19 protein-coding genes are annotated in these 22020 nt (G+C 57.1%); 6 read left to right on the forward strand and 13 right to left on the reverse strand.

What is annotated here, in order from left to right:
- Positions 1-132: 132 nt before the first annotated feature.
- From PG722_RS08320 to PG722_RS08330, 3 genes are all read left to right on the forward strand, one after another.
- A complete protein-coding gene (locus PG722_RS08320) occupies positions 133-1320 on the forward strand; it encodes a cation:dicarboxylate symporter family transporter (protein WP_270580257.1) in 1188 nt (395 codons plus the stop codon).
- Between the two features lie 77 nt (positions 1321-1397).
- Positions 1398-1973, forward strand: coding sequence for a phosphatase PAP2 family protein (locus tag PG722_RS08325; RefSeq protein WP_117750898.1), 576 nt, complete (start codon positions 1398-1400; stop codon positions 1971-1973).
- Positions 1970-3388 carry a lipopolysaccharide biosynthesis protein gene (locus PG722_RS08330; protein WP_270478277.1) on the forward strand — a complete coding sequence of 473 codons (1419 nt, stop codon included), beginning with the start codon at positions 1970-1972 and terminating at the stop codon, positions 3386-3388. Before PG722_RS08325 ends, PG722_RS08330 begins: the two co-directional genes overlap by 4 nt.
- A gap of 217 nt (positions 3389-3605) precedes the next feature.
- Here the strand turns inward: PG722_RS08330 and PG722_RS08335 are convergent, their stop codons facing one another.
- Together PG722_RS08335 and PG722_RS08340 are read right to left on the reverse strand one after the other, a co-directional pair.
- Complete coding sequence (locus tag PG722_RS08335; RefSeq protein ID WP_110436718.1) at positions 3606-4031, reverse strand: RrF2 family transcriptional regulator; 426 nt, start codon at positions 4029-4031, stop codon at positions 3606-3608.
- Between the two features lie 70 nt (positions 4032-4101).
- A complete protein-coding gene (locus PG722_RS08340) occupies positions 4102-6669 on the reverse strand; it encodes a translation factor GTPase family protein (RefSeq protein ID WP_270580258.1) in 2568 nt (855 codons plus the stop codon).
- A 242-nt stretch (positions 6670-6911) separates the two neighbouring features.
- Here PG722_RS08340 and PG722_RS08345 point away from each other — a divergent pair, with 242 nt between their 5' ends.
- A complete protein-coding gene (locus PG722_RS08345; protein ID WP_270580259.1) occupies positions 6912-8105 on the forward strand; it encodes an aminotransferase-like domain-containing protein in 1194 nt (397 codons plus the stop codon).
- Positions 8106-8110: 5 nt separating this feature from the next.
- A complete protein-coding gene (locus PG722_RS08350; RefSeq protein ID WP_118645633.1) occupies positions 8111-9109 on the forward strand; it encodes a D-isomer specific 2-hydroxyacid dehydrogenase family protein in 999 nt (332 codons plus the stop codon).
- A gap of 12 nt (positions 9110-9121) precedes the next feature.
- On the opposite strand, the gene PG722_RS08355 is transcribed toward PG722_RS08350, so the two are convergent.
- The gene (locus tag PG722_RS08355; protein ID WP_270384891.1) at positions 9122-9976 is read right to left on the reverse strand and encodes a LysR family transcriptional regulator; all 855 of its coding nucleotides are present in this window, start codon (positions 9974-9976) and stop codon (positions 9122-9124) included.
- Between the two features lie 43 nt (positions 9977-10019).
- Between PG722_RS08355 and PG722_RS08360 the strand changes: the two genes are divergently transcribed.
- Complete coding sequence (locus tag PG722_RS08360; protein ID WP_270580260.1) at positions 10020-10934, forward strand: AEC family transporter; 915 nt, start codon at positions 10020-10022, stop codon at positions 10932-10934.
- 83 nt (positions 10935-11017) lie between these two features.
- On the opposite strand, the gene tyrS is transcribed toward PG722_RS08360, so the two are convergent.
- From tyrS to xseA, 10 genes are all read right to left on the reverse strand, one after another.
- On the reverse strand, positions 11018-12241 hold the full coding sequence (gene tyrS, locus PG722_RS08365; RefSeq protein WP_270580261.1) for a tyrosine--tRNA ligase: 1224 nt from the start codon (positions 12239-12241) through the stop codon (positions 11018-11020).
- 105 nt (positions 12242-12346) lie between these two features.
- Positions 12347-14026, reverse strand: a complete 1680-nt coding sequence (recN, locus tag PG722_RS08370; RefSeq protein WP_270580262.1) for a DNA repair protein RecN — start codon at positions 14024-14026, stop codon at positions 12347-12349.
- Between the two features lie 18 nt (positions 14027-14044).
- The gene (locus PG722_RS08375; protein ID WP_118761548.1) at positions 14045-14500 is read right to left on the reverse strand and encodes an arginine repressor; all 456 of its coding nucleotides are present in this window, start codon (positions 14498-14500) and stop codon (positions 14045-14047) included.
- A gap of 33 nt (positions 14501-14533) precedes the next feature.
- On the reverse strand, positions 14534-15385 hold the full coding sequence (locus tag PG722_RS08380; protein ID WP_118285992.1) for an NAD(+)/NADH kinase: 852 nt from the start codon (positions 15383-15385) through the stop codon (positions 14534-14536).
- A complete protein-coding gene (locus tag PG722_RS08385) occupies positions 15382-16203 on the reverse strand; it encodes a TlyA family RNA methyltransferase (protein ID WP_442867839.1) in 822 nt (273 codons plus the stop codon). Before PG722_RS08385 ends, PG722_RS08380 begins: the two co-directional genes overlap by 4 nt.
- The gene (gene dxs, locus PG722_RS08390; protein WP_270580264.1) at positions 16178-18055 is read right to left on the reverse strand and encodes a 1-deoxy-D-xylulose-5-phosphate synthase; all 1878 of its coding nucleotides are present in this window, start codon (positions 18053-18055) and stop codon (positions 16178-16180) included. The genes PG722_RS08385 and dxs overlap by 26 nt, the downstream gene beginning before the upstream one ends.
- A 46-nt stretch (positions 18056-18101) precedes the next feature.
- Positions 18102-18686 carry a hypothetical protein gene (locus PG722_RS08395; protein ID WP_199677294.1) on the reverse strand — a complete coding sequence of 195 codons (585 nt, stop codon included), beginning with the start codon at positions 18684-18686 and terminating at the stop codon, positions 18102-18104.
- Positions 18687-19547: 861 nt separating this feature from the next.
- Positions 19548-20432, reverse strand: a complete 885-nt coding sequence (locus tag PG722_RS08400) for a polyprenyl synthetase family protein (RefSeq protein WP_270580265.1) — start codon at positions 20430-20432, stop codon at positions 19548-19550.
- Positions 20429-20665: an exodeoxyribonuclease VII small subunit gene (xseB, locus tag PG722_RS08405; RefSeq protein ID WP_117490672.1), complete on the reverse strand. Its 237-nt coding sequence runs from the start codon at positions 20663-20665 to the stop codon at positions 20429-20431. Before xseB ends, PG722_RS08400 begins: the two co-directional genes overlap by 4 nt.
- Before the next feature lies 1 nt (position 20666).
- Positions 20667-21941: an exodeoxyribonuclease VII large subunit gene (gene xseA, locus PG722_RS08410; RefSeq protein WP_270580266.1), complete on the reverse strand. Its 1275-nt coding sequence runs from the start codon at positions 21939-21941 to the stop codon at positions 20667-20669.
- Positions 21942-22020: the final 79 nt, after the last annotated feature.

The raw sequence follows: 22020 nt of genomic DNA on the forward strand, positions 1-22020 counted from the left end.
TAGCAACCACAAATTCGGATAAATTCGGTATACGCCGTCATAATCTGTCGCTTTAACTTGCTATCACGGCTCTTTTCTGCTATAGTATTATTAGTATGCTAAAATTTTTGTGAAAAAGAGGAGTAAATGCAAGTGAAACAATTAGGACTGTTAATTCGACTGATTATCGGCATCATCGCCGGTATCCTCATCGGTATGTGCGGACAGTGGTTCGGCATCGCGGACACTGGGTTCTTCGTTGCCATCATCCGCCTGCTGGCAACCTTTACCTCGCTGTTCTCAACCTTCCTGTCATTCATGATCCCGCTGATCATCCTGTCGTTCATCACGGTTGGCATGGCAGAGCTTGGCAAGAAGGCCAACCGTCTGTTCGGTCTGACCCTGCTGCTGGCCTACGGCACAACCGTTATTTCCGGCCTGCTGACCTTCTTCATCGGCAAGGCCGTTCTGCCGGGGATCATTCAGCCCATCACCGGCGATGTACTCGAGAGCAACGCCTTCGAGCCGCTGTTCTCCATCACGGTTGACCCGGTGTTCGGCGTTATGACGGCGCTCGTGTTCGCATTCGTGCTCGGCATCGGCATGGCAAACCTCAAGGGTGATTCCCTGCTGAACGTTTTCCGTGATCTGCAGAAGATCGTTACCGGCGTACTCAGCCGCATTATCATTCCGCTGATCCCGATCCACATCGCAGGTCTGTTCGCCAACATCGCAGCCGAGGGCCGTCTGGCGGCTACCGTCAAGATGTTCGCTTCCCTGTATGCCATTATTATTGTGCTGCAGCTGCTGTACATCGTGTCTCAGTTTGGTCTGGCAAGCATTGTCTGCCGCAAGAACCACTTCAAAAGCATGAAGAACGCCGCTCCGGCATACTTTACCGCACTCGGCACCCAGTCGTCTGCATCGACTATTCCGATTGCGCTGAACTGTGCATATAATAACAATATAAATAACGACGTTGCCGACTTTGTCGTTCCGCTGTGCGCTACCATCAACCTCAACGGCGATACCATCTGCCTCGTACTCGGCTCGATGGGTATCATGCTTGCAAGCGGCATGAACCCGACCTTTGCCATGTTTGCTCCGTTTGTATTCATGCTGGGCGTTACCATGGTTGCGGCTCCGGGTGTACCGGGCGGCGGCGTTATGTCGGCACTCGGCCTGATCACCTCGATGCTCGGCTTCACCGACCCGATGCAGCAGCTGATCATTGCCCTGCACTTCTCGCAGGACAGCTTCGGCACTGCTACCAACGTCACCGGCGACCAGGCGATTGCCCTCATCGTGGACAAGGTAGACCGTTCTGCTTCCGAAAAATAACCGAGAAGCTGTTTTCATAACCATCCCTCGGTCATAAAAACAACTTCTACTCTCCTGAAAGGCGGCGATTCCGGTAAATGGATATTCTGCTCGATATTGTGCATTCAGTTGACTACGGCGTTCTCGCGTACATCTCGGAGCACTGGCGCGGTGGTCTGTCCGACACGGTCTGGAAGGTGTTCTCCCTGCTGGGCAGCTATGGTGCTGTCTGGATTACGCTTGCCGTACTGCTGCTGTTCTTCCGGCGAACACGCCGCGCCGGCGCGGCGATGCTGATCGCGCTCGGCGTCGGTTTTCTGCTTGGCAATGTGTTCCTCAAGAACCTTGTCATGCGGCCGCGTCCGTTTGTCACCCACACCGACCTGACGGCGCTGCTCGTTCCGGAGGACCCGTGGTCGTTTCCGTCCGGGCACACGCTCAGCTCGTTTGCGGCAGCTTCGGCGCTGTACTTCTTCCACCATAAGACCGGTTTTCTGGCCTTTCTGCTGGCGGCAGCCATTGCGTTTTCGCGGCTGTATGCCAGCGTCCATTACCCGACCGACGTACTGGCCGGAGCGGTCATCGGCGTGCTGTGCGGCATCATCGCTGCATGGCTGACCGACCGCGTTACCGACCAGTGCCACACACTCCGGCTGAGAAAGGGCAAAAAATGAATCAATACAAACGCCTTCTCGGCAATACCTTTATCTTCGCGATAGGCACGTTCAGTTCCAAGATTCTCGTTATCCTCATGCTGCGTTTCTACACCGGCATGATGACGCAGGATGAAATGGGTGTCGCCGACCTGATCATCAAGACCACCAGTATTCTGTATCCGGTGGTGTCGCTGTCCATCGGACAGGCGGTCATCCGCTACGGACTTGAACGCAAGTATTACAAGCGCAGTGTGTTTACCATTGCGCTTGTGACCGTGCTGTGCGGCTTTATTATCGCACTGCCGTTCCATCCGCTGCTGAGTCTCATCCACTATAACACCTCGGCGGGTGTTACCGGCTCACTGCTTGAGTATCAGTGGATCATCTACCTGTATGTTCTGACCTCGTGCACGCAGAATGTGTGCAGCCAGTTCATCCGCGCGCTCGGACACGTCCGCCTGTACGCGATCGACGGCATTTTCCGTACGTTTGTCACCATCATGCTGAACATCCTCTACCTGAAGGTGTTCCGTTGGAACATCCTCGGCTATGTGTTCTCCATCATCTGCTCGGACGCGCTTTCCACTGTTTGCCTGTTCATTATCGCCGGTTTGTGGAAGTACGTCAAGCTCAAGCGTCTGGACATGCACCTGTGGCGCGGCATGCTGGCGTACTCGCTTCCGCTCGTACCGGATGCGATTCTCGTGTATATTATCGGCTTCTCCGATCAGGTGTTCCTCGCTTCCATGCAGGATACCGCAGTCAGCGCCATCTACTCGATCGCCTACCGTGTGCCGACACTGATCGCGCTTGTCGCGTCCATCTTTGTTGATGCATGGCAAATATCCATGGTCAACAACAACACCAAGGAGGAGCAGATCACGTTCTTCTCGAACGTCGGCAACACATACTCGTCCATCGTGTTCATCATCGCGTCCGGCGGCGTAATGTGCGCCAAGCTGGCTATGACCGTGCTTGCCGTGCCCAGCTACTATATCGGCTGGACGTTCATCCCGATTCTGGCGGTCGGCGCGGGCTTCAACTGCCTGTCCAGCTTCCAGAAAAGCGTGTACCTGCTGGAAAAGAAGACGGTCGCGTCCTTCCTGTCCACGGCGTTCTCCGCGGTTATTAACATTGGTCTGAACGCCCTGCTCATCCCGCGGATGGGCGGCACGGGTGCGGCGCTGGCAACGCTCATCAGCTATGTGGCTCTGTTCCTGTACCGTGCAATCGACAGCCGTCGATTCATGCCGGTCCGCTGGAAGGTGCCGCGCTTGGCGCTGACCGTGATTCTGCTTACCGCGCAGTCCATGCTCATGCTGCTTGAGCCGCCGCTGTGGCTCGTCTGGCAGATTGCGCTGTTCGGCGCAGTTGCGGCACTCAACAGCCGCGAGATGCTGCTCAGTGTCAAAAAGCTGCTGCATCGAGCATAAGCTTATATGCAAAGGGAATGCCTGTGGGGTGTTCCCTTTTTCTTTTGCTGTCTACACGACATTATCACGTTATATTGTAGGATGCGCCGACTCGGTGCACCGCCTGTAAACCACATGCACGCACACAGAAGATAAAACCGCATCGTTCATTCTCCATTCTCAATGCTCCATTACTCAACGAAAAAAAGACAGACGAAAAATCGTCTGTCTTTTTGCGTTAGATGGAAAAATTAAGCGTTCCGTTATTAACAAGATCCTCGAGCGTGACCGAATCAACATAGTTATTGATTGCGTCATACAATCCGCGCCAAAAGCTGAGCGTAATGCATTCATCTACACGAGGACAATCCACTGGCTCATGCTCCAAACAAGCCACCGGTGCAAGAGAGCCTTCGGTAATGCGCAGAATATCGCCCACGGTATACTCCGAAGGATGCCGCGCCAGCTGGTAGCCGCCCTGTGCGCCTCGTGTCGAGATAACAAAGCCCGCACGCGAAAGCTGCACCACGATCTGCTCCAGATACTTGGCCGAGATCTGCTGTCGCTTGGAGATATCGCGCAGCGGAATGTAGCCGCCTGCGTCATGCTGCGCCAAGTCGATCATCAGACGAAGCGCATATCTTCCTTTGGTTGAAATCTTCATAGTTGCAAATTCCCCTTTTTACTAATATACCACAGGTTTACTATGAATTCAAGTCCAAACCGATTTTTGTTTACAATTTTTTCAGAATTGCCTCAATATGCTCATTGGCCTGCTCCACTTCCCAGTGCAGCTCGGTCGCAGAGATACGCTCTGCGCCATGTCCGAGAATGATCATCTGCTCCATACCGTCCGATGTAGCCACGCGAACCCGGTGCTTGCGCGCCAGGTCGTAGGACGCCTGCTCAATGTACATATCCGCAGTTTCGGCCTCCTTGGTGTAGACAATATGGATGCCGCCGCGCTGCTCAATTGAGCCGGTGCCGCCTTTGACCTTATAGGCATCGAATACGAGAATAAGATGGCATCTGCGCACACTCTGATAATTGCTCAGCACGTTGACGAGCGCTTCACGGGCGGCGTTGACATCACAGGCGGCAATGTCGCGCAGCTCGTCCCACGAGAAGATGATGTTGTAGCCGTCCACGAGCAGATAATCGTCCTCACGGATGCGGGTGACGTACAGCTGCTCAAGCGTCGCGGCCTTTTTACGGCTCTGCTGGAAGGCTTCAAAGCCGCGGTTTTTGACCGGACCGTAGGTGCGTTCAAACAGAGCACGCAGTTCCGCATCGCCGCCGAAGCCGTCTCCGCCGCCTGTGCCGGAGGAACGCACCGGACGGACTTGTTCCGGCTCTTCTTCCCTAGGTTTAAGCACGTTTGAAGTATCAATATGCGCGTGCTCCGGCACCTCATTCCACTTGACAACATAGCCTGCACCGTGCGAGCAGAACACGGAATCCGGCGTATTCTCCACATCGGCGGTCGGGTCGTAGGCAGCTGCCGAGATGACTTCCTCCGCGTTGTGGCAGGGCGCATAGCCGTTCGGCGTGCACGACAGCCGACCGCGTCCCTTGGTGTACGCGGCAACCTCGGTCCAGTAGTTGCGCATGGTGGAAACCGGCGCCGTTCCGGTCAGAATCGAGCCGTGAGCACCCTGCTCGGGCGGCTCGAACGTGCCGTTCATTCGCTGAATGTCGGTCATGGCGCGTCCGACGCACTCGTCCGGCAGCTCCAGCCGAAATGCATAATACGGCTCAAGCAGCAGGCTTTCCGTGCGCATAAGGCCGTTGCGGACGGCACGGTAGGTTGCCTCACGGAAGTCGCCGCCTTCCGTGTGCTTGACGTGTGCGCGTCCTGCAAGGATGGTTATCTTCACATCCGTGATGGGTGCACCGGTCAGCACGCCTAAATGCGGTTTTTCCGCCAAGTGTGTCAGAATCAGGCGCTGCCAGTTCAGGTCGAGCACATCGGTCGGACACGCCGTTGACAGCTGAATGCCGCTGCCGCGCTCTGCCGGTTCAAGCAGCAGATGCACCTCGGCGTAATGCCGCAGCGGCTCGAAATGGCCGATGCCGATTACCGGCTCGGTGATGGTCTCGCGGTAGACGATGCTGCCCTCATCAAAGGTCACATCCACGCCGAAGCGTTCCGCGATAACGCTGGTGAGGATTTCCAGCTGCACCTCCCCCATCAGCTGCAGATGTATCTCACCAAGCCGTTCGTTCCACACCACCCGAAGCTGCGGGTCCTCCTCCTCAAGCTGGCGCAGGTTGCGCAGCATGACATGTGCGTCGCACCCTTCCGGCAGGCACACGCGATAGCCGAGAACCGGCTCGAGCACCGGCGGCAGCGCACCGGCTTCCGCGCCAAGACCCATACCCGGACGCGTGTGCGTGAGTCCTGTCACCGCACAGACCATGCCGCTCTCGACGCGCTCAGCCGTGCGGAATTTTTCACCCGAGTAGATGCGGATGCCGCTCACTTTTTCCTGCCATCCGCCGTCCTCGCCGCCCGAAAGCTGCTCACGCACGGACAGCGCACCGCCGGTGATTTTGAGATATGACAGGCGGTTGCCCTGTGCGTCACGCGCGATTTTGAACACGCGCGCACCGAAGTCCGCGCCGTACTGCGGTGCAGGAAGATAGCGTTCCAGACCATCCAGCAGCGCGTCCACGCCGTCCAGTTTGAGCGCCGAGCCGAAATAGCACGGGAACGCTTTTCGTTCCGCAACCAGCTGCGCGATCTGGCTGTCGTCCACCATTCCTGTCTCGAGGTACTGCTCGAGCAGACCTTCATCGCACACGGCAAGCTCCTCCGCCATTGTGTCCGTCGAAGTGAAGTCCACACAGCCGCTGTCCAGCCGCGATTTCAGCTCCTGCAGGAGTGCATTTCGGTCTGCGCCGTCCAAATCCATCTTGTTGATGAACAGAAACGTCGGGATTCCCTGCCGCGTCAGCAGCCGCCACAGCGTTTCCGTATGCGCCTGCACGCCGTCCGTGCCGCTGATGACCAGCACCGCACAGTCGAGCACCTGCAGTGTGCGCTCCATCTCCGCCGAAAAGTCAACGTGACCGGGCGTGTCCAACAGTGTCACCTCGGTGTGCGGCAGAGAGAACTCCGCCTGCTTGGAGAAAATTGTGATGCCGCGCGCGCGCTCGAGCGCAAACGTATCGAGGAACGCATCCTGATGGTCCACACGGCCTAATTTTTTCAGCGCACCCGCCTGATACAGCATGGCTTCCGACAGAGTGGTTTTTCCGGCATCAACGTGCGCCGTGATGCCAATACAGATATGTTTCATAGCAAAATTCGCTTTCATGTTCGAGTGATTCTAACTCCTACTATTATCGCAGGTTTTGCGTGATTCTTCAAGGCATAGCATGTATTCTTTCCCGTTATATCGTCATAAACAACAGATATTGGACAAATTTCTTGTGCAGGTTTACAATAGAACCATCAGCAAAGGCGCTGAAACCTACCGACTAAGGGGTTTCAGCACCTTTTTGTTTTCTTGCATTCCAAATCTTAACAGGAGCGATAGATATGCAGTATGAAATTTCCAACCGTATGAGCGATGTGCACGGCTCGGCCATCCGCGAGCTGTTCAAGCTGGGCGCGGACCCGAACATGATCTCGTTCGGCGGTGGCAACCCGTCCGCAGAGACCTTCCCGGTGCCCGAGATTGCGGACATCATCGCGGACGTCATGAAGAACGCACCGGTCTCTGTTCTGCAGTACGGTCTGTCCGAGGGCTACATGCCGCTGCGTGAGACCATGAAGGACTACCTCACCCGCACACAGGGTTTCGATTTTGAGGAAAATGAGCTGTTCATCCTGTCCGGCGGTCAGCAGTGCGCCGACCTGACCACCAAGGTTCTGGTAAACGAGGGCGATGTCATCCTGACCGAGGACCCTGCCTTTGTCGGCTGCCTGAACACATTCCGCTCGTATGGCGCCAAGCTGATCGGCATTCCGATGCAGCAGGACGGCATGGATACGGATGCGCTCGAGGCCGCCCTCAAGGCGCACCCCGAGGCCAAGCTGCTGTACACGATTCCGTCCTTCCAGAACCCGTCCGGCATCACGACTACGCTCGAAAAGCGCAAAAAGGTGTATGAGCTGGCGTGCGAATACGACATTGCCATCCTCGAGGACAACCCGTACGGCGAGCTGCGCTTCTCCGGCGAGGATGTGCCGACCATCAAGTCGATGGACATCGAAGGCCGCGTGCTGTACGCAGGCAGCTTTTCCAAGGTGATGGCTCCCGCGTTCCGACTGGGTTTTCTGGTATTCAACAAGTCGCTCACCATGCCGCTGACCATCGCCAAGCAGACCACCGATGTGCACTCTAACGTGCTGTTCCAATATGTCTGCAACGAGTACATGACCAAGTACGATTTTGCCGCGCACCTCGACAAAGCGCGTGACGTATACCGCGCAAAGTGCAGACTGATGCTGGACACCATGCGCCGCACATTCCATCCGGCGGTCACATTCCCGCAGCCGGAAGGCGGCCTGTTCGCCATGGCCTTCCTGCCGGACGGTATGGATTCGCAGCCGTTTGTCCGCGAGGCGATTCAGCGCGGTGTGCTCTGCGTGCCTGGCTCAGCGTTCCTGGCAGACGAAAAGCAGGTGTCCAACGCCTTCCGTCTCAACTATTCTACCCCGACCGATGAACAGATCGTCAAAGGCATCGAAATTCTCGGCAAGCTCACCCACGAATGGATCAAGGAGTAATAAAAATGAAAGTTATGGCATTCAACGCCCGTCCGGACGAACGCGCGTTTTTCGATCACTTCAGTCAGTCGCTTGATATGGACCTTACGCTGCAGAAGGACACGCTGACCCTCGATAATGTTGCGCTGACCCGCGGCTACGACGGCATTTCCTGCACTTGCGACCTGCCTGCGCCGATTCTGGAAAAGCTGGCCGAGAACGGTGTCCGCTATGTGGCCCTGCGCACCATCGGCTACGATAATGTAGACCTGAAAGCTGCAGAGCGTCTCGGCATCCGCGTATCCCACGCCGGATATTCGCCGTATGCGGTTTCCAACTATACGGTCATGCTCATGCTGATGTGCATCCGCAAGGCCGGCTACATCATGTTCCGCTCGCACACGGCGGACTATTCGCTCGGTGCATCCGGCGCAGCACGCGGCATGGAGATGCAGAACCTGACCGTCGGCGTCATCGGCACCGGCCGTATCGGCAAGGCCGTCATTCACAATCTGTCCGGCTTTGGCTGCCGCATTATCGCACATGACCCGTACCCGTCCGAGGAAATGAAGCAGATGGGCGTGGAGTACGTTTCGCTCGAGTCGCTGTACGCGCAGTCCGATGTCATCACGCTGCACACCTTCCTCAACGACAGCACCTACCACATGATCAACACCGAGGCTATTCAGCAGATGAAGCCGGGTGTTGTCATCATCAACTGCGCACGCGGCGCTCTGATCGACACCCGTGCTCTGATCGACGGCATTGAGTCCGGCCGTGTCGGCTCGGTCGGCGTGGACTGCTTTGAGGGTGAGGATGACGTGATCCGCGTCGATCACAATTACAACAGCCGTGTCACCAACCACGATTACATCATCCTGAAATCCTTCCAGAACACCATCGTTACCCCGCATGTTGCGTTCTTCACCGATCAGGCGGTGTTCGATATGGTTCAGTGCTCGCTTGAAAGCCTGCATCAGTTTGAACTCGGTGAAAAAGTTCCTCTCGAGGTCCACGCCGCATGATCTGCCGCGAGTTTACGCCATCTGCGCAAAATACCGCTCCAAATACGCAGTAAACGCGCGAATACTCTGCGTGCGGAACCGTCCGAGCGTCTGCACATAGATATACCGGCGGCACTGTGCGTCCTTGATGTGCAGCAGGCGCACGCCTGCGTCCTCGCAGACCTGCCGCCACTCGCCGGACGCGACCAGTGCAACACCCATGCCGCACGACAGCAGACGAATCTGCAGCGCCGCACTGTCGCACTCGATAGCGGCGTGCATCTCCACACCGGCTGACCGAAAAATATGCTCGGAAATCTGTCGGAACGACTGCGAATTGCTCAGCGCGATAAACGGATCGTCGGCAAGCTCAGTCAGCGATACGCTTTCCCGATCGGCATACCGGTGTCCCTCGGGCACAGCCACGCACATCTCCTCATCGTACAGCAGGACGGCGCCCGCAGGCACCTCGTCCCGCGATACCGCGGAATCGAGCAGCAGATCGCTGCCCTCGGGCGTACTGCTGATGCGCAGATCCAGATTGCCGTACTCGGTGGAAAAACCCGCGAGTATCTCGCTGATACGCTCCGCGCACGACAGCGCACAGATGCACAGACCACCTGTCCGGTGCAGGCTCTCCTCGATTTCGCCGCGTGCGTCGCGCTCAGCTTCCAGTATCGTCCGTGCGTACCGCAGCAGGATATCTCCCTGCTCGGTGCGACGCAATCCCTTTCCCGTTCGCTCGAATAACTCGGCTCCCAGCTCGCTTTCCAGATTCCGTATGGTTTTGGATACAGCGGGCTGTGCCACGTTCAGGCTCTCGGCGGCGCGCGTCATATTTTCGTATTTTGCTACGGCGGCAAACTGCCGAAGCTGATATAATTCCATCGCGTTCCCCTCCATTCTATGAAAGTACAGGAAAATTCCCCTTATGATTACTCAAATTCTGCTTCAGCAGACGATCATCATGTTTCTTTTGATGATGCTCGGTCTGCTCCTCTCCCGCCGCGGCATGATAACCGAACAGGGCAGCCGTGATCTATCCAACGTGCTGCTGTATGCGGTCATTCCATGCGTTATCCTGCGCAGCTACATGTCCGAGTTCAGCATGGACAAGCTGCGTGCCATGGGCATTTCGGCCGTTATCGCGGTGATTGCGTTTGCTGCGTCCATCGGCGTGGCGTACCTCACCTGCGGTACTCGGCACCGGATTGAAAACTTTGCAGTCGCGTTCGGCAACGCCGGCTTCATCGGTATTCCGCTCGTCACAGCCGTGTTCGGCGCGGAGGCGGCGTTCTACGTTGTCTCGTACAGCACGCTTGTCAATCTGCTGCAGTGGACGTACGGTATTGTTATTATATCAGGCAAAAAGGAAACCATCAATCTGAAAATGGTGTTCGTCAATCCGGTTTTCATCTCCATGGTGATCGGTCTCATCCTGTTTGTGGCTCAGCCGACGCTGCCCTCGGTCGTCACCGGCACGATCGGCTACATCGCGGATGCCAATACTGCTCTGGCGATGATTATTCTCGGTTTCTATCTGTCCAAGGTGCGCCTGCGCGACCTGTTCGTGAGTGCAAGGCTGTACGTTGTCTCTGCCGTGCGCCTGCTTGTCGTTCCGGCGGTGACGGTGCTCATCTTCCTGCTATTCCCCTTTGCCCGCGGCGAGATCACGCTGATTACGCTGATCGCAGCGGCAACGCCGGTTGCCAGCAGCACAGCCATCTTTGCGCAGAAGTTCGATCAGGACTACCGGCAGGCGGTGTCGTATGTATGCCTGTCCACCATTCTGTCCGTGGCAACGCTGCCGCTGGTAATGCTGGTGGCTGAACGCTTTCTTTCCTAAAACCAGATAACAAAAGCGGCGCAGACCGATCGGTCTGTGCCGCTTCTTTGCGTCTTCTTGAAAATGTCGTTCCGCGACAGACGTTATCCCAGAACAACCTTATGGAAAGTCTTTTTGCCCTTCTTGATCATGCACTCCTCGTTAAAGAAGTCCTTGGCAAGCTGCTGCTTGAAGTCCGCGACCTTCTCACCGCCCAGCGATACGCCGCCGCCCTGCACCAGCTTGCGCGCCTCGCCGTTGGAGGCTGCAAGGCCGCACTTCACGAGCAGCGTCAGCACACCGATCTGACCGTCGGTAAAGTCCGCGTCGGTCAGCGTGGTGGTCGGCATGTTGGCAGCCGCACCGCCGGAAACGAAGATCTCCTTGGCAGCGGTCTGTGCCTTCTCGGCCTCCTCCTTGCCATGCACCAGAGCGGTCAGCTCATAAGCAAGGATTTCCTTTGCCTTGTTCAGCTGTGCGCCTTCCCAGCTGTCCATCGCCTCGATCTCCTCAAGCGGCAGGAAGGTCAGCATACGGATGCACTTGAGCACGTCCGCATCGTCCACATTGCGCCAGTACTGGTAGAAATCGTAAGGAGAAGTCTTGTTCGGATCGAGCCAAACTGCGCCGGAAGCGGTCTTGCCCATCTTCTTTCCCTCGCTGTTGAGCAGCAGGGTGATAGTCATGGCATGCGCGTCCTTGCCCAGCTTGCGGCGGATCAGCTCGGTGCCGCCGAGCATGTTGCTCCACTGGTCGTTGCCGCCGAACTGCATGTTGCAGCCGTAGTTCTTGAACAGGTAGTAGAAGTCGTAGGACTGCATCGGCATGTAGTTGAACTCGAGGAAGCTCAGACCCTTCTCCATGCGCTGCTTGAAGCACTCGGCGCGGAGCATGTTGTTGACCGAGAAGCACGAGCCGATGTCGCGGATGAACTCGATGTAGTTGAGGTTCATCAACCAGTCGGCGTTGTTCACCATCTGCGCCTTGCCCTCACCGAATTCGATGAAGCGCTCCATCTGCTTCTTGAAGCAGTCACAGTTGTGCTGGATGGTCTCGACGGTCATCATCGAGCGCATATCGGTACGGCCGGACGGGTCGCCGATCATAGCGGTGCCGCCGCCGATCAGCGCGATCGGCTTGTTGCCTGCCATCTGCATGCGCTTCATCAGGCAGAGCGCCATAAAGTGGCCAACATGCAGGCTGTCCGCGGTCGGATCGAAGCCGATGTAGAAGGTTGCCTTGCCGTTGTTGATCATCTCGCTGATCTCTTTTTCGTTCGTTACCTGCGCGATCAGACCGCGCGCTTTCAGTTCGTCGTAAAGCTGCATTATTCTGTCTCCTGTATTTCAATTTGTTTGCATTCTATGATAAAAGAGTTCGAATACCGTTATGGAGCACGCTCTTTTCTGCGTTCGTCTATGATTACCACGGGTTCACGCCCCCTGTCCGGCCGCATCGAGCAGTTCCTCTGCATTGCGGCGTGCTGCATCCGAGATTTCCTCGCCGGAGAGCAGACGTGCAATTTCGTCTACGCGGTGTGCTCTGTCCATCGGGCTGACATCGGTGTAGCTGCGGCCATCACGCACGGATTTGGAAATGCGTAGGTGGTGGTCGCCCATGGCGGCAATCTGCGGCAGATGGGTAACGCACAGTGTCTGCTTCTTTTTCGCAATCGCGGACAGCTTGCGGCCGATCTGCTGAGCCGCATGGCCGGAAACGCCGGTGTCGATCTCGTCAAAAATCAGCATACCAACATCTTCGCCCGCTGTCAATACGTTTTTAAGCGCAAGCATAATTCGGCTCAGCTCGCCGCCGGAGGCCACCTTGGAGAGCGGCTTTTCCGGCTCACCCGGATTAACCGAAATCTCAAACGTCACGGTATCGCAGCCGTGCGCGGACAGCTTGGTGCCGGTGCGGACCGCAACCCGCATTTTCACCTTATCCATGTCGAGTTCGCTCAGCTCGCGCACGATTTCGCCCTCCAGCTGCTTGGCAGCCTTGCGGCGCTGCTCGGTGAGTTCAGCGGCGATGCCCTTGGCCTCCGCGAGCATGCCGCGGTACTGCTCCCGCAGTTCTTCCCTGCGGTCGTCCGCGTTCTCGAGCGTATCCAGTTCGGCGGTTATCTTCTCAAGGTACGCGAGGATTTCCGGAATCGTACCGCCGTATTTCTGCTTCAGGCGATAGATTTCATCCAAGCGCTGCTCGACCATCTCGCGCTCTGCCGGAGAAAAGTCCAGATTGTCCCCCTGACTTGCCACGCTGTCGCGCAAATCTGCCGCCAGCAGGCGCACTTCCTCGGCCTGCTCAGCCATGCCGTCGAAGGCGTCCGACACTTCGCGCAGGCTCTCGATGGCGTTTGCCGCCTGATCGAGCAATTCACACGCACCCGCAATTTCATCGTCACCCGAGAGCGCCATACGCGCCTGCTCGAGTGCACCCGCAATCTTGCCCGCGTGATCGAAATACGCCTTGCGCTGTGCAAGCGCCTCATCCTCATCGGGTCTAAGTACCGCCTGCTCGATTTCCTCCTTGTGGAAGGTCAGCATGTCAATACGCTGCAGGCGTTCCTGCTCGCCGGTCTCCAGCGCGGTAATCTCCCGCCGGAGTGTCACCAGTGCCTGATATTTCGGGCGGTATCGCTCGAGTATCTCAGCACAGCCTGCGTAGCCGTCCAGATATTCGATGTGATGCGCTTCATCGAGCAGCTTCTGGCCGTCATTCTGACCGTGAATGTCGATCAGGTACGGCGCCAGCTGCCGCAGGACAGCCGCACTGGCCGGCTTCATATTCACGCGGCAGGTGCTCTTGCCGTCTGCGGAAATCTGCCGTTGGACGTACAGCGTGTCAGGCTCGTCACCGGAAAGTGCAAGCTCGTCAAGCAGTTCGCGCAGAGCACGCGGCAGATCGGTGAATACCGCGCTGACAAAGCCCTTCTGCGCACCCGAGCGCACTAAATCGCGGCTGACGCGCTTGCCGAGCAGCGCACCGATCGAATCAATAACGATACTCTTGCCCGCGCCGGTCTCGCCGGAAAGCACGGTCAAACCCTTATCGAGTTCGATGTCTGCACGTTCGATGACCGCTATATTTTCAATGTGGAGTAATTGCAGCATTGCCGCCTTATCCCTCGCTTACTTTAGAATGTCTCTTGCCTGTTCGCAGAACTTTTGCGCGCTGTCGTTATCGCGCATAACGGCGAATACGGTATCGTCGCCGCCAAGCGTGCCGACCACATCGGGTGCGCGCATGGCATCAATCGCCATTGCCGCCGCCTGACCCAGACCGGGCAGCGTTTTAATAACGACCATGTTCTGCGCCGCATCAATATCCGTGACGCATTCACGGAAAATGTTGCGCAGACGCGTGGTGAAGCTATCCGCCGCCCCGGCGTTCGAGGAGGTGTACTTGTACTTGCCGGTCTCCGAGGAGAGCGTCTTGATAAGCCGCAGCTCCTTGATATCGCGCGAAATAGTCGCCTGCGTGGTGTTGTATCCAAGTGCCCGCAGATGTGCGGTCAAATCCTCCTGCGTTTCAATCTCAAACCGGTCGATGAGATCGAGGATTTTTGCCTGTCGTTGAAACTTCATCGTTCGCGTTTTCCTCTCTTATAGCAGCGCCGCTCACAGCTTCTGCTGTAAAATTCGATAAAAACTATTGCCTTTCAGACGAATCAGCCGCGTCTGCAGGTCGGAACGGGTGATAATGACCCGATCATCCGGCCGCACGGCAAAGCCCTGTCCGCCGTCTGCCGAAATGAACACCTCACTGCCGCCCTCACAGGCTGCGGTGATGGATACGCTGCGCTCGGGCGCAAACACGAACGACTTTGCCGCCAGTGCGTGCGCACAGATGGGAATAACAGCGATGTTTTCCGCGCTCGGCTCAATGACCGGGCCGCCTGCCGACAGACCGTAGGCGGTCGAACCGGTCGGCGTGGCTGCAATAACGCCGTCGCCGTTAAAGCGGGTGACCTCCTCGTTGTCTGCCGAAATACCAACGCGCACCACGCGGAACGCGGTGCCCTTTGCGATAACAATGTCATTGAGCGCGTCATTCTCGTACACGATACGCCCGCCGCGCTGCACGGCAACGTGCAGCATCATGCGGCTGTCCAGTGAAAATTCACCGGTAAACAGCTTTTCCATCTCGGGCAGCTCAGCCGGTTCCAGCTCGGTCATAAACCCGACATGACCCACGTTGATGCCGAGCAGCGGCAGCTGATTCTGCGCCGCCTCTCGTGCCAGACGGAGCATGGTTCCGTCTCCGCCAAGCACGACCGCCATATCCGCAAACTGCACGGCGTCCTCGGTTTTCATGTAATCCGCATCCTCAATGATGGGCGGCACGACCCGCATCTGCTTGGGCAGCATAAGCCGCACACCGTCACGCCGCAGCTGATCGCACACCGGCTGCAGGATATCGCGCGCGCTGTCCTTGCGCAGATTGGGATAGATGAAAATATTCTTCATCATGCCTTTGCGTCCAGCTCCTCATGTGCCTGACGGACAACCTCTGCCAGATCCGGAATGTGCTCCTCGCCCTGCTTTGCCAGATAGCCGAGAAATTCAATGTTGCCCTCAGGTCCCTTGATGGGAGAAAACGTCACATCAAGCACTTTAAAGCCTGCCGCATGCGCGTTTTCCACATAATTCTGCAGCACCTCGAGGTGAATCTCCGGCTCACGGACAACGCCCTTTTTGCCGACCTTGCCCTTGCCGGCCTCAAACTGCGGCTTGATAAGGTTGGCAACATGGCCGTCCTCGGTCAGCAGGCTGGAAACGACCGGCAGTACCAGCTTGAGGGAAATAAACGACACGTCGATGACACAGAACGACGGCGTTTCCTCCAGCATATCCGGCGTTACATAGCGGATATTGGTGCGCTCCATGCACTTGACACGCGGATCCTGACGCAGACTCCACGCCAGCTGGCCATAGCCGACGTCGATGGAATACACCTTGCGCGCACCGCGGCGCAGCAGGCAGTCGGTAAAGCCGCCGGTCGATGCACCAACGTCCATCACGACCAGATCGGTCGGGTCGATGTTAAAGTAGTTGAGCGCCTTCTCGATCTTCTTGCCGCCGCGGGACACAAATGCGTTCTCGTTGCCGCGAACCTCCAGTTCGGCGTTTTCGTCAACCATATCGCCTGCTTTGCCCGCCTTCTGGCTTGCAATGTAAACGATTCCCTCCATAATCGCAGTCTTTGCACGCTCCCGCGAGGGACAAAGACCCTTTTCAAACAGCAATACGTCCAGTCTCTTCTTAGCCAACGCTGTTCTCCTTCCCATTCCGATTTTTCATGATATATGCCGCAATGCCCTCGGCATCAATGCCGCAGTGACGGCACAGCTCGTTTACGCCGCCATGAGGCAGAAAGCGGTTGCCGGTGTTCAGAAGATCGGTACGCTCGCTGCGGTGCGCGGCAAGCCACTCGCCGACGCTGCCGTTCGGCACAACGTCCTCCGCAACGACACACCAGCCTCCGAGTTTTTCCTTCTCCTCGGCATACGCCTGTTCCAGTCCGCTGCCGATTTCATTTACCTTGTAAACCTGTGCGCGGATGCCCTCGTGCATGAGGATTTCCGCGGCGTCGATCGCCTGATTGACCATAATGCCGTGTGTGACGATCGTCACCTCGCTGCCGGATTGCTCGTGTACGCACACGAGCGGCTGTGCCGACAGCTCCCTGCGGTACGCGCCTTCGCTGCCGCGCGGGTAACGGATAGCGACCGGTCCGGTCTCCCTGTAAATCGCACGGGACAGCATGGCTCGGAGTTCCGCAAAGTCGGACGGACAGAAAATCTTCACGCCCGGGACAGACCGCAGGAACGCGATATCCAGCACACCATTATGCGTTGCGCCGTCCGCGCCGACAATGCCCGCGCGGTCCACGCACAGGACAACGTGCAGACCTTCGATTGCAATATCGTGAACGATCTGGTCATAAGCGCGCTGCAGGAAGGTCGAGTAAATGGCCGCTACCGGCACCAGTCCCTGTGCCGCCATACCGGCCGCCATACCGATGGCGTGCTCCTCGGCGATGCCGACATCGAAAAAGCGTTCCGGGAATTTCTCGGCAAAGCGGGTCAGTCCCGTGCCGGACGGCATAGCCGCTGTGATCGCGCAAATGCGGTTGTCCTTCTCGGCCAGTGCGCAAAGCTCTTTGCCGAAGAACGCAGAGAAGTCCTCCTTCTTCGCGGCAAGCGGTGCGCCTGTTACGCGGTCGAACTTGGAAACGCCGTGGTATTTCTCCGGCTGCTGCTCACTCGGGGCATATCCTCTGCCCTTCTGTGTCATAACGTGCAGCAGAACCGGTTTTTTCATTTTTTTCGCCAGTGCGATGAACTCACACACGCTCTTGATGTCATGACCGTCCACCGGACCGAGATAGGTAAAGCCCATCTGCTCGAACAGCGAGGTCGGCAGGACAGCCCGCTTGATCTTCGCCTTGAAGCGCGATACCGCGCGCGTGATCGTTCCGCCGCCCGGAATACGGCTGAGCCGCTCCTTGATGCGGGTTTTTGCACGCAGATACTGCGGACTGACGCGCAGGCGCGACAAATGGCGGCTGAGTCCGCCGACATTCTTGGCGATTGACATATTGTTGTCGTTGAGCACCACGAGCAACGGCTCCCGCGAGGTGCCGGCGCTGCTCAGCGCCTCATATGCCATGCCGCCGGTCAGTGCACCGTCGCCGATGACCGCGACAACGTGGTATTTCTGGTTTTTAATCGTGCGTGCATGCGCCATGCCGAGCGCCACCGAAACCGAATCCGAGGCATGTCCCGTGATGCACGGGTCGGTGATGCTCTCCTCCGGCTTCATAAAGCCGCACAGGCCGCCATACTGCCGCAGCGTGTCAAAGCGATCGCGCCGACCGGTCAGGATCTTGTGGACATAGCACTGATGGCCTACATCGTAGATGATGCGGTCGCGTGAGGAGTCGAACTCGCGCTCGAGTGCGACAGCCAGCTCTACAATGCCCAGATTGGACGCCAAATGACCGCCGGTCTGCGACACCGAGTCCACAATGAACTCGCGCAGCGCAGCGCACAGCACGCCGAGTGTGTCGTACGACAGTCCGCGCAAATCGGCAGGACTGCTTATATTGTCTAAAATTCCGTATCGTTTCTGCTTCATCAATATCCCCACCTTTGGAAAGGCAGATTTATCTAAAATATCTTTGTTACTTTCTGTTATCCAGCTTGAGCGGCAGAACGGACAGCACGCGTCCGCAGAGCGCCAGCACCTTGCTGCTGCACATCACCGCGATGCCCTTGCCGGCTGCCTTGCCGCCGATGGTCAGTGCCGAAATCAGACCGGTAATCAGCAGCGATACCACAACCTTGAGTCCCGCACTCACACCCGAGGTGATATGTGCAACAATGAGTGCTCCGGTCGCACCGGAGATAATGCCGCAGATATCGCCCACCACATCGTTGCAGATGCTGGAAACCTTCTCTGCGTTTCGCACCATCCAGACCGCCTCGCGCGCGCCGCGCACACGGTGGGCCGCCATCGAGTGAAATTCCTTCTCGGTCGCCGAGGTGGATGCTACGCCGATCATGTCAAACACAATGCCGAGCGCAATGAAGAGCAGCAGCACAGCAAAGGACAGAATCGTGCCCGCACTGGCCAATGCTTCGTTCGAGATATAGGACATGACAACGCTCAGCGCAAAGCTGATGACAGTGATCAAGCCGACCCATGCGGTATTAACAGCCTTGGGCTTTTGCGGCGGTTTTTTCTTTTGTTTGTCGGTCGTATCCACTGAAGATAACTCCTTCACCGATTTTTGCCCCGGATTTATTCCATAATAGCAGAAAATTGCGGCAAACCGCAAATTCCGCCGCCGGGACGTATAGACAATACCGCATAGCAGTGTTGCCTTTATAACCGCTTTCGCGGGTTCTTTATTAAGGTAAGTGACGGCAGACCGAGTAAATCTTGCGGCTTGAGGTTCGGTTGGTTTTCCCCGCGGACTGCCTCGCGTCGCCGTCAAGGGGGTTTCCCATTAAAGTCCGTGCCGAGATGTTACCATGTTCGGGACCGAATTGCCACTGAGTCCGCACTGCAATCCACGGTCTGCCTCGTTAGAATAGCCTAGGTGATTTCCACTACAGTCAAAACGATTCTTAGCCTCTTTTGCAGACATGGTTTCAAAAGTCAATTCCCGCGGCATTCCTGGCCGGGAAACCGCAGGCGGATACCTTATTCACCATGGCCACTCAAGGCAGGCTACACTGCACACAGCACTTTGGTCCTTACGTCGGTGATCAATCCTTTGTAACTTCCGCTGCACCGCATTGCAGGTTTCATCCCGTGCCGTTGGACGTCCATCAATCTCTTATGAAATGCTATAGGCATCCGACAGTCACGGGTCTCCACGGCAGGAGGGTCGGTACTTCATGCCATTGAAGCGCGCCCTCAAGCCTTAACCTCCAGCATCCACCCCAAACTGGGCGTAAGAAGCAAACACCAGAGACTTCATCGATATGCCCGTCTACGGATTTTTAGGCCCGTCTTGGGAATCGCATGAACTGACTAGGATACTACGTCACTTATCTGTTATATTAACACAGAACGCATAAATATTCAAGAAATGTGTGTAAATTTTATGTGAATGTGTGTCTTACCTGGTGCGGCCGGTCAGGCTGCGTGCCAGTTCGACGAGGAATGCATGACCGTTCAGCGGTTTTACCGCGTCCACCGCGTCCTCGGTCAGCTTTGCCGCAAGCTCTCGGCATTCCTCCAGACCGAGCAGAGACGGAAACGTGGATTTCTCGCTGGCCGCGTCCTTGCCGATGGATTTTCCGAGTGTTGCGGCATCTCCCTCAATATCGAGGATATCGTCCTCAATCTGGAACGCCAGACCCAGCTTTTCACCGTAAGCGCGTGCCCGAGTGAGGGTATCCTCGTCAGTCGCACCGGCAGCCGCACAGCCGAGTTCACACGCCGCACGGAGCAGGCACCCGGTCTTGAGCTTCTGCAGCAGACGCAGCTCGTCGAGCGAGATTTTGCGGTGCTCGGCGCCCATATCGAGCACCTGACCGCCGATCATGCCATTCATGCCCGCGTTTTCGCCCAGAATACGAATGCAGCGCACGATGGTTTCTGCCGAAACATCCTTTGCCGCCGAAGCCGTCTCAAAAGCCGCCGTCAGCAGTCCGTCACCCGCGAGGACCGCCGTCGCTTCATCGAAAGCCTTGTGGCAGGTCGGTCTGCCGCGGCGCAAGTCGTCGTTGTCCATACACGGAAGGTCATCATGGATGAGTGAGTAGGTATGGATCATCTCAAGCGCACACGCGAACGGCAGCGCCTTCTCGATATCGCCGCCGCACAGGCGGCAGAATTCCAGCACGATTACCGGACGCAGGCGCTTGCCGCCTGCCATCGCGGAGTACTTTGCAGCCTCGAAAATGCGGTCGTAGCCCTCGCCGGTCTCCCGCGAGAGGTATTTCTCCAGTGCAGGTTCAATGAGCGCAATATCTGCCTTTAACTGCTCGGAAAACGTCATTTTGCTTCCTCCTCTGCCGCAAACGGCTGCTCTGTGAGTTCACCCTGCATGTTCTCCTGCATGACGGTGACCTTCTGCTCGGCCTTGTCCAGCAGCTTGCCGAGGGACGCGGACAGTCTGGTGCCCTCCTCGAACAGCTTCATGCTTTCGTTCAGCGGTGCTTCACCGCGCTCGAGCAGCCGCACAATCTCTTCCAGACGTGCCATCTGGCTTTCAAATGTTCTTTCCGCCATGTTACTTGTCCTCCTCGATATCGGTCACGCGGCAGTCTGCCGCACCTTTTGCAAATTGAATATGCAGGGTGTCTCCCTGCTTGAGTGCCGCTGCATCGGTTACAACCGTATGCTTGACACCCTTGGTCGCTACCGCGTAGCCGCGTCCCAGAACGCGCAGCGGGCTCATTGCGTCGAGTGTCGCTACGGTCTGTGCGAACCGCAGTTTACAGCGGTGCAGACCGCTTTGTCCTGCCGTGAGCAGGCGCTGCCGCAGTCCGTTCAGTCGGTTGCGCTCGGTCTCCAGCCGCGCCGGAACCGCCGAAAGCAGGCGTTCCTCGGTCTGGGTCAGCAGCAGGCGTTTTTCCTCGATGTATTTCATCGGTGTGCGGTTCGACAGCCGCTCCTGCAGACCGTCCAGCAGCTTTCTCTGCTGCTCTGTTCTGCGGTGCGCCGCCGTGTGCAGACGGGCATCCAGTGTGCGTAAGTTCAGCGCGTACTCGGCTCTGTCAGGCACGGCAAGCTCCGCCGCACCGGACGGCGTAGGCGCACGAAGATCGGCAACAAAGTCCGCAATCGTGAAATCCGGCTCGTGACCGACCGCAGAAATCACCGGAATCTCGGAGTCAAAAATCGCCCGTGCGGTCACTTCCTCGTTGAACGCCCACAAATCCTCCATCGAGCCGCCGCCTCGGCCGCACAGAATGACATCTGCTTCGCCGATGGCGTTCGCCAGAGCGATCGCACGTGCAATACTCTCTGCCGCGCCCTGTCCCTGCACCTGCGCAGGATAAAGCACGACCTTCGCCAGCGGCCACCGGCGTCCTAAAATGCGGATCATATCGCGCACTGCCGCGCCGGTCGGCGAGGTCACGAGCGCAATGCTGTTCGGACAGGTCGGAATCGGCTTCTTGTACCGCTCGGAGAACAGGCCTTCCGCCTGCAATTTAGCCTTGAGCTGCTCAAACGCAAGGTTGAGCGCACCTGCACCGTCCGGAATGATCTCGGAGACGTAAAGCTGCACCGCGCCTGTGCGCGGGAACGAGCTGACGCGCGCCTTGACGATGACCTTCATGCCGTTCTGCAGACGGAATTTCAGCCGCATCGCATCCGAGCGGAACATGACCGCATTGATGGCCGCATTTTCGTCCTTGAGCGTCATGTAGTGGTGCCCGGACGAATGCGCCTTGTAGTTCGAGATTTCGCCCTGCACCATTAACCCGCGGTAGCCGGGAATTGTATCGAGCAAGTCCTTTATTTCATTGTTTAATTGAGATACTGTGTAAATCGTTGCCATTCCAACAAGTTAGGAGTGAGGAGGCAGGACTGAGGAGTTTGGTTCATTTTCCATCCTCCATTTTCAATTTTCCATCCCT

Source organism: Butyricicoccus sp. OF27-2pH9A (assembly GCF_027693185.1).
In the GTDB taxonomy this organism is placed as follows: domain Bacteria; phylum Bacillota; class Clostridia; order Oscillospirales; family Butyricicoccaceae; genus Agathobaculum; species Agathobaculum butyriciproducens.

Coding starts and splice junctions, on each gene's coding strand:
- PG722_RS08325 (WP_117750898.1), top strand. CDS start 1,398: ATGGATATTCTGCTCGATATTGTGCATTCAGTTGACTACGGCGTTCTC.
- xseB (WP_117490672.1), bottom strand. CDS start 20,665: ATGGCGGAAAGAACATTTGAAAGCCAGATGGCACGTCTGGAAGAGATT.
- PG722_RS08400 (WP_270580265.1), bottom strand. CDS start 20,432: ATGACGTTTTCCGAGCAGTTAAAGGCAGATATTGCGCTCATTGAACCT.
- PG722_RS08375 (WP_118761548.1), bottom strand. CDS start 14,500: ATGAAGTTTCAACGACAGGCAAAAATCCTCGATCTCATCGACCGGTTT.
- PG722_RS08330 (WP_270478277.1), top strand. CDS start 1,970: ATGAATCAATACAAACGCCTTCTCGGCAATACCTTTATCTTCGCGATA.
- xseA (WP_270580266.1), bottom strand. CDS start 21,941: ATGGCAACGATTTACACAGTATCTCAATTAAACAATGAAATAAAGGAC.
- recN (WP_270580262.1), bottom strand. CDS start 14,026: ATGCTGCAATTACTCCACATTGAAAATATAGCGGTCATCGAACGTGCA.
- dxs (WP_270580264.1), bottom strand. CDS start 18,055: ATGAAGCAGAAACGATACGGAATTTTAGACAATATAAGCAGTCCTGCC.
- PG722_RS08385 (WP_442867839.1), bottom strand. CDS start 16,203: ATGGGAAGGAGAACAGCGTTGGCTAAGAAGAGACTGGACGTATTGCTG.
- PG722_RS08335 (WP_110436718.1), bottom strand. CDS start 4,031: ATGAAGATTTCAACCAAAGGAAGATATGCGCTTCGTCTGATGATCGAC.
- PG722_RS08350 (WP_118645633.1), top strand. CDS start 8,111: ATGAAAGTTATGGCATTCAACGCCCGTCCGGACGAACGCGCGTTTTTC.
- PG722_RS08345 (WP_270580259.1), top strand. CDS start 6,912: ATGCAGTATGAAATTTCCAACCGTATGAGCGATGTGCACGGCTCGGCC.
- tyrS (WP_270580261.1), bottom strand. CDS start 12,241: ATGCAGCTTTACGACGAACTGAAAGCGCGCGGTCTGATCGCGCAGGTA.
- PG722_RS08360 (WP_270580260.1), top strand. CDS start 10,020: ATGATTACTCAAATTCTGCTTCAGCAGACGATCATCATGTTTCTTTTG.
- PG722_RS08355 (WP_270384891.1), bottom strand. CDS start 9,976: ATGGAATTATATCAGCTTCGGCAGTTTGCCGCCGTAGCAAAATACGAA.
- PG722_RS08340 (WP_270580258.1), bottom strand. CDS start 6,669: ATGAAACATATCTGTATTGGCATCACGGCGCACGTTGATGCCGGAAAA.
- PG722_RS08380 (WP_118285992.1), bottom strand. CDS start 15,385: ATGATGAAGAATATTTTCATCTATCCCAATCTGCGCAAGGACAGCGCG.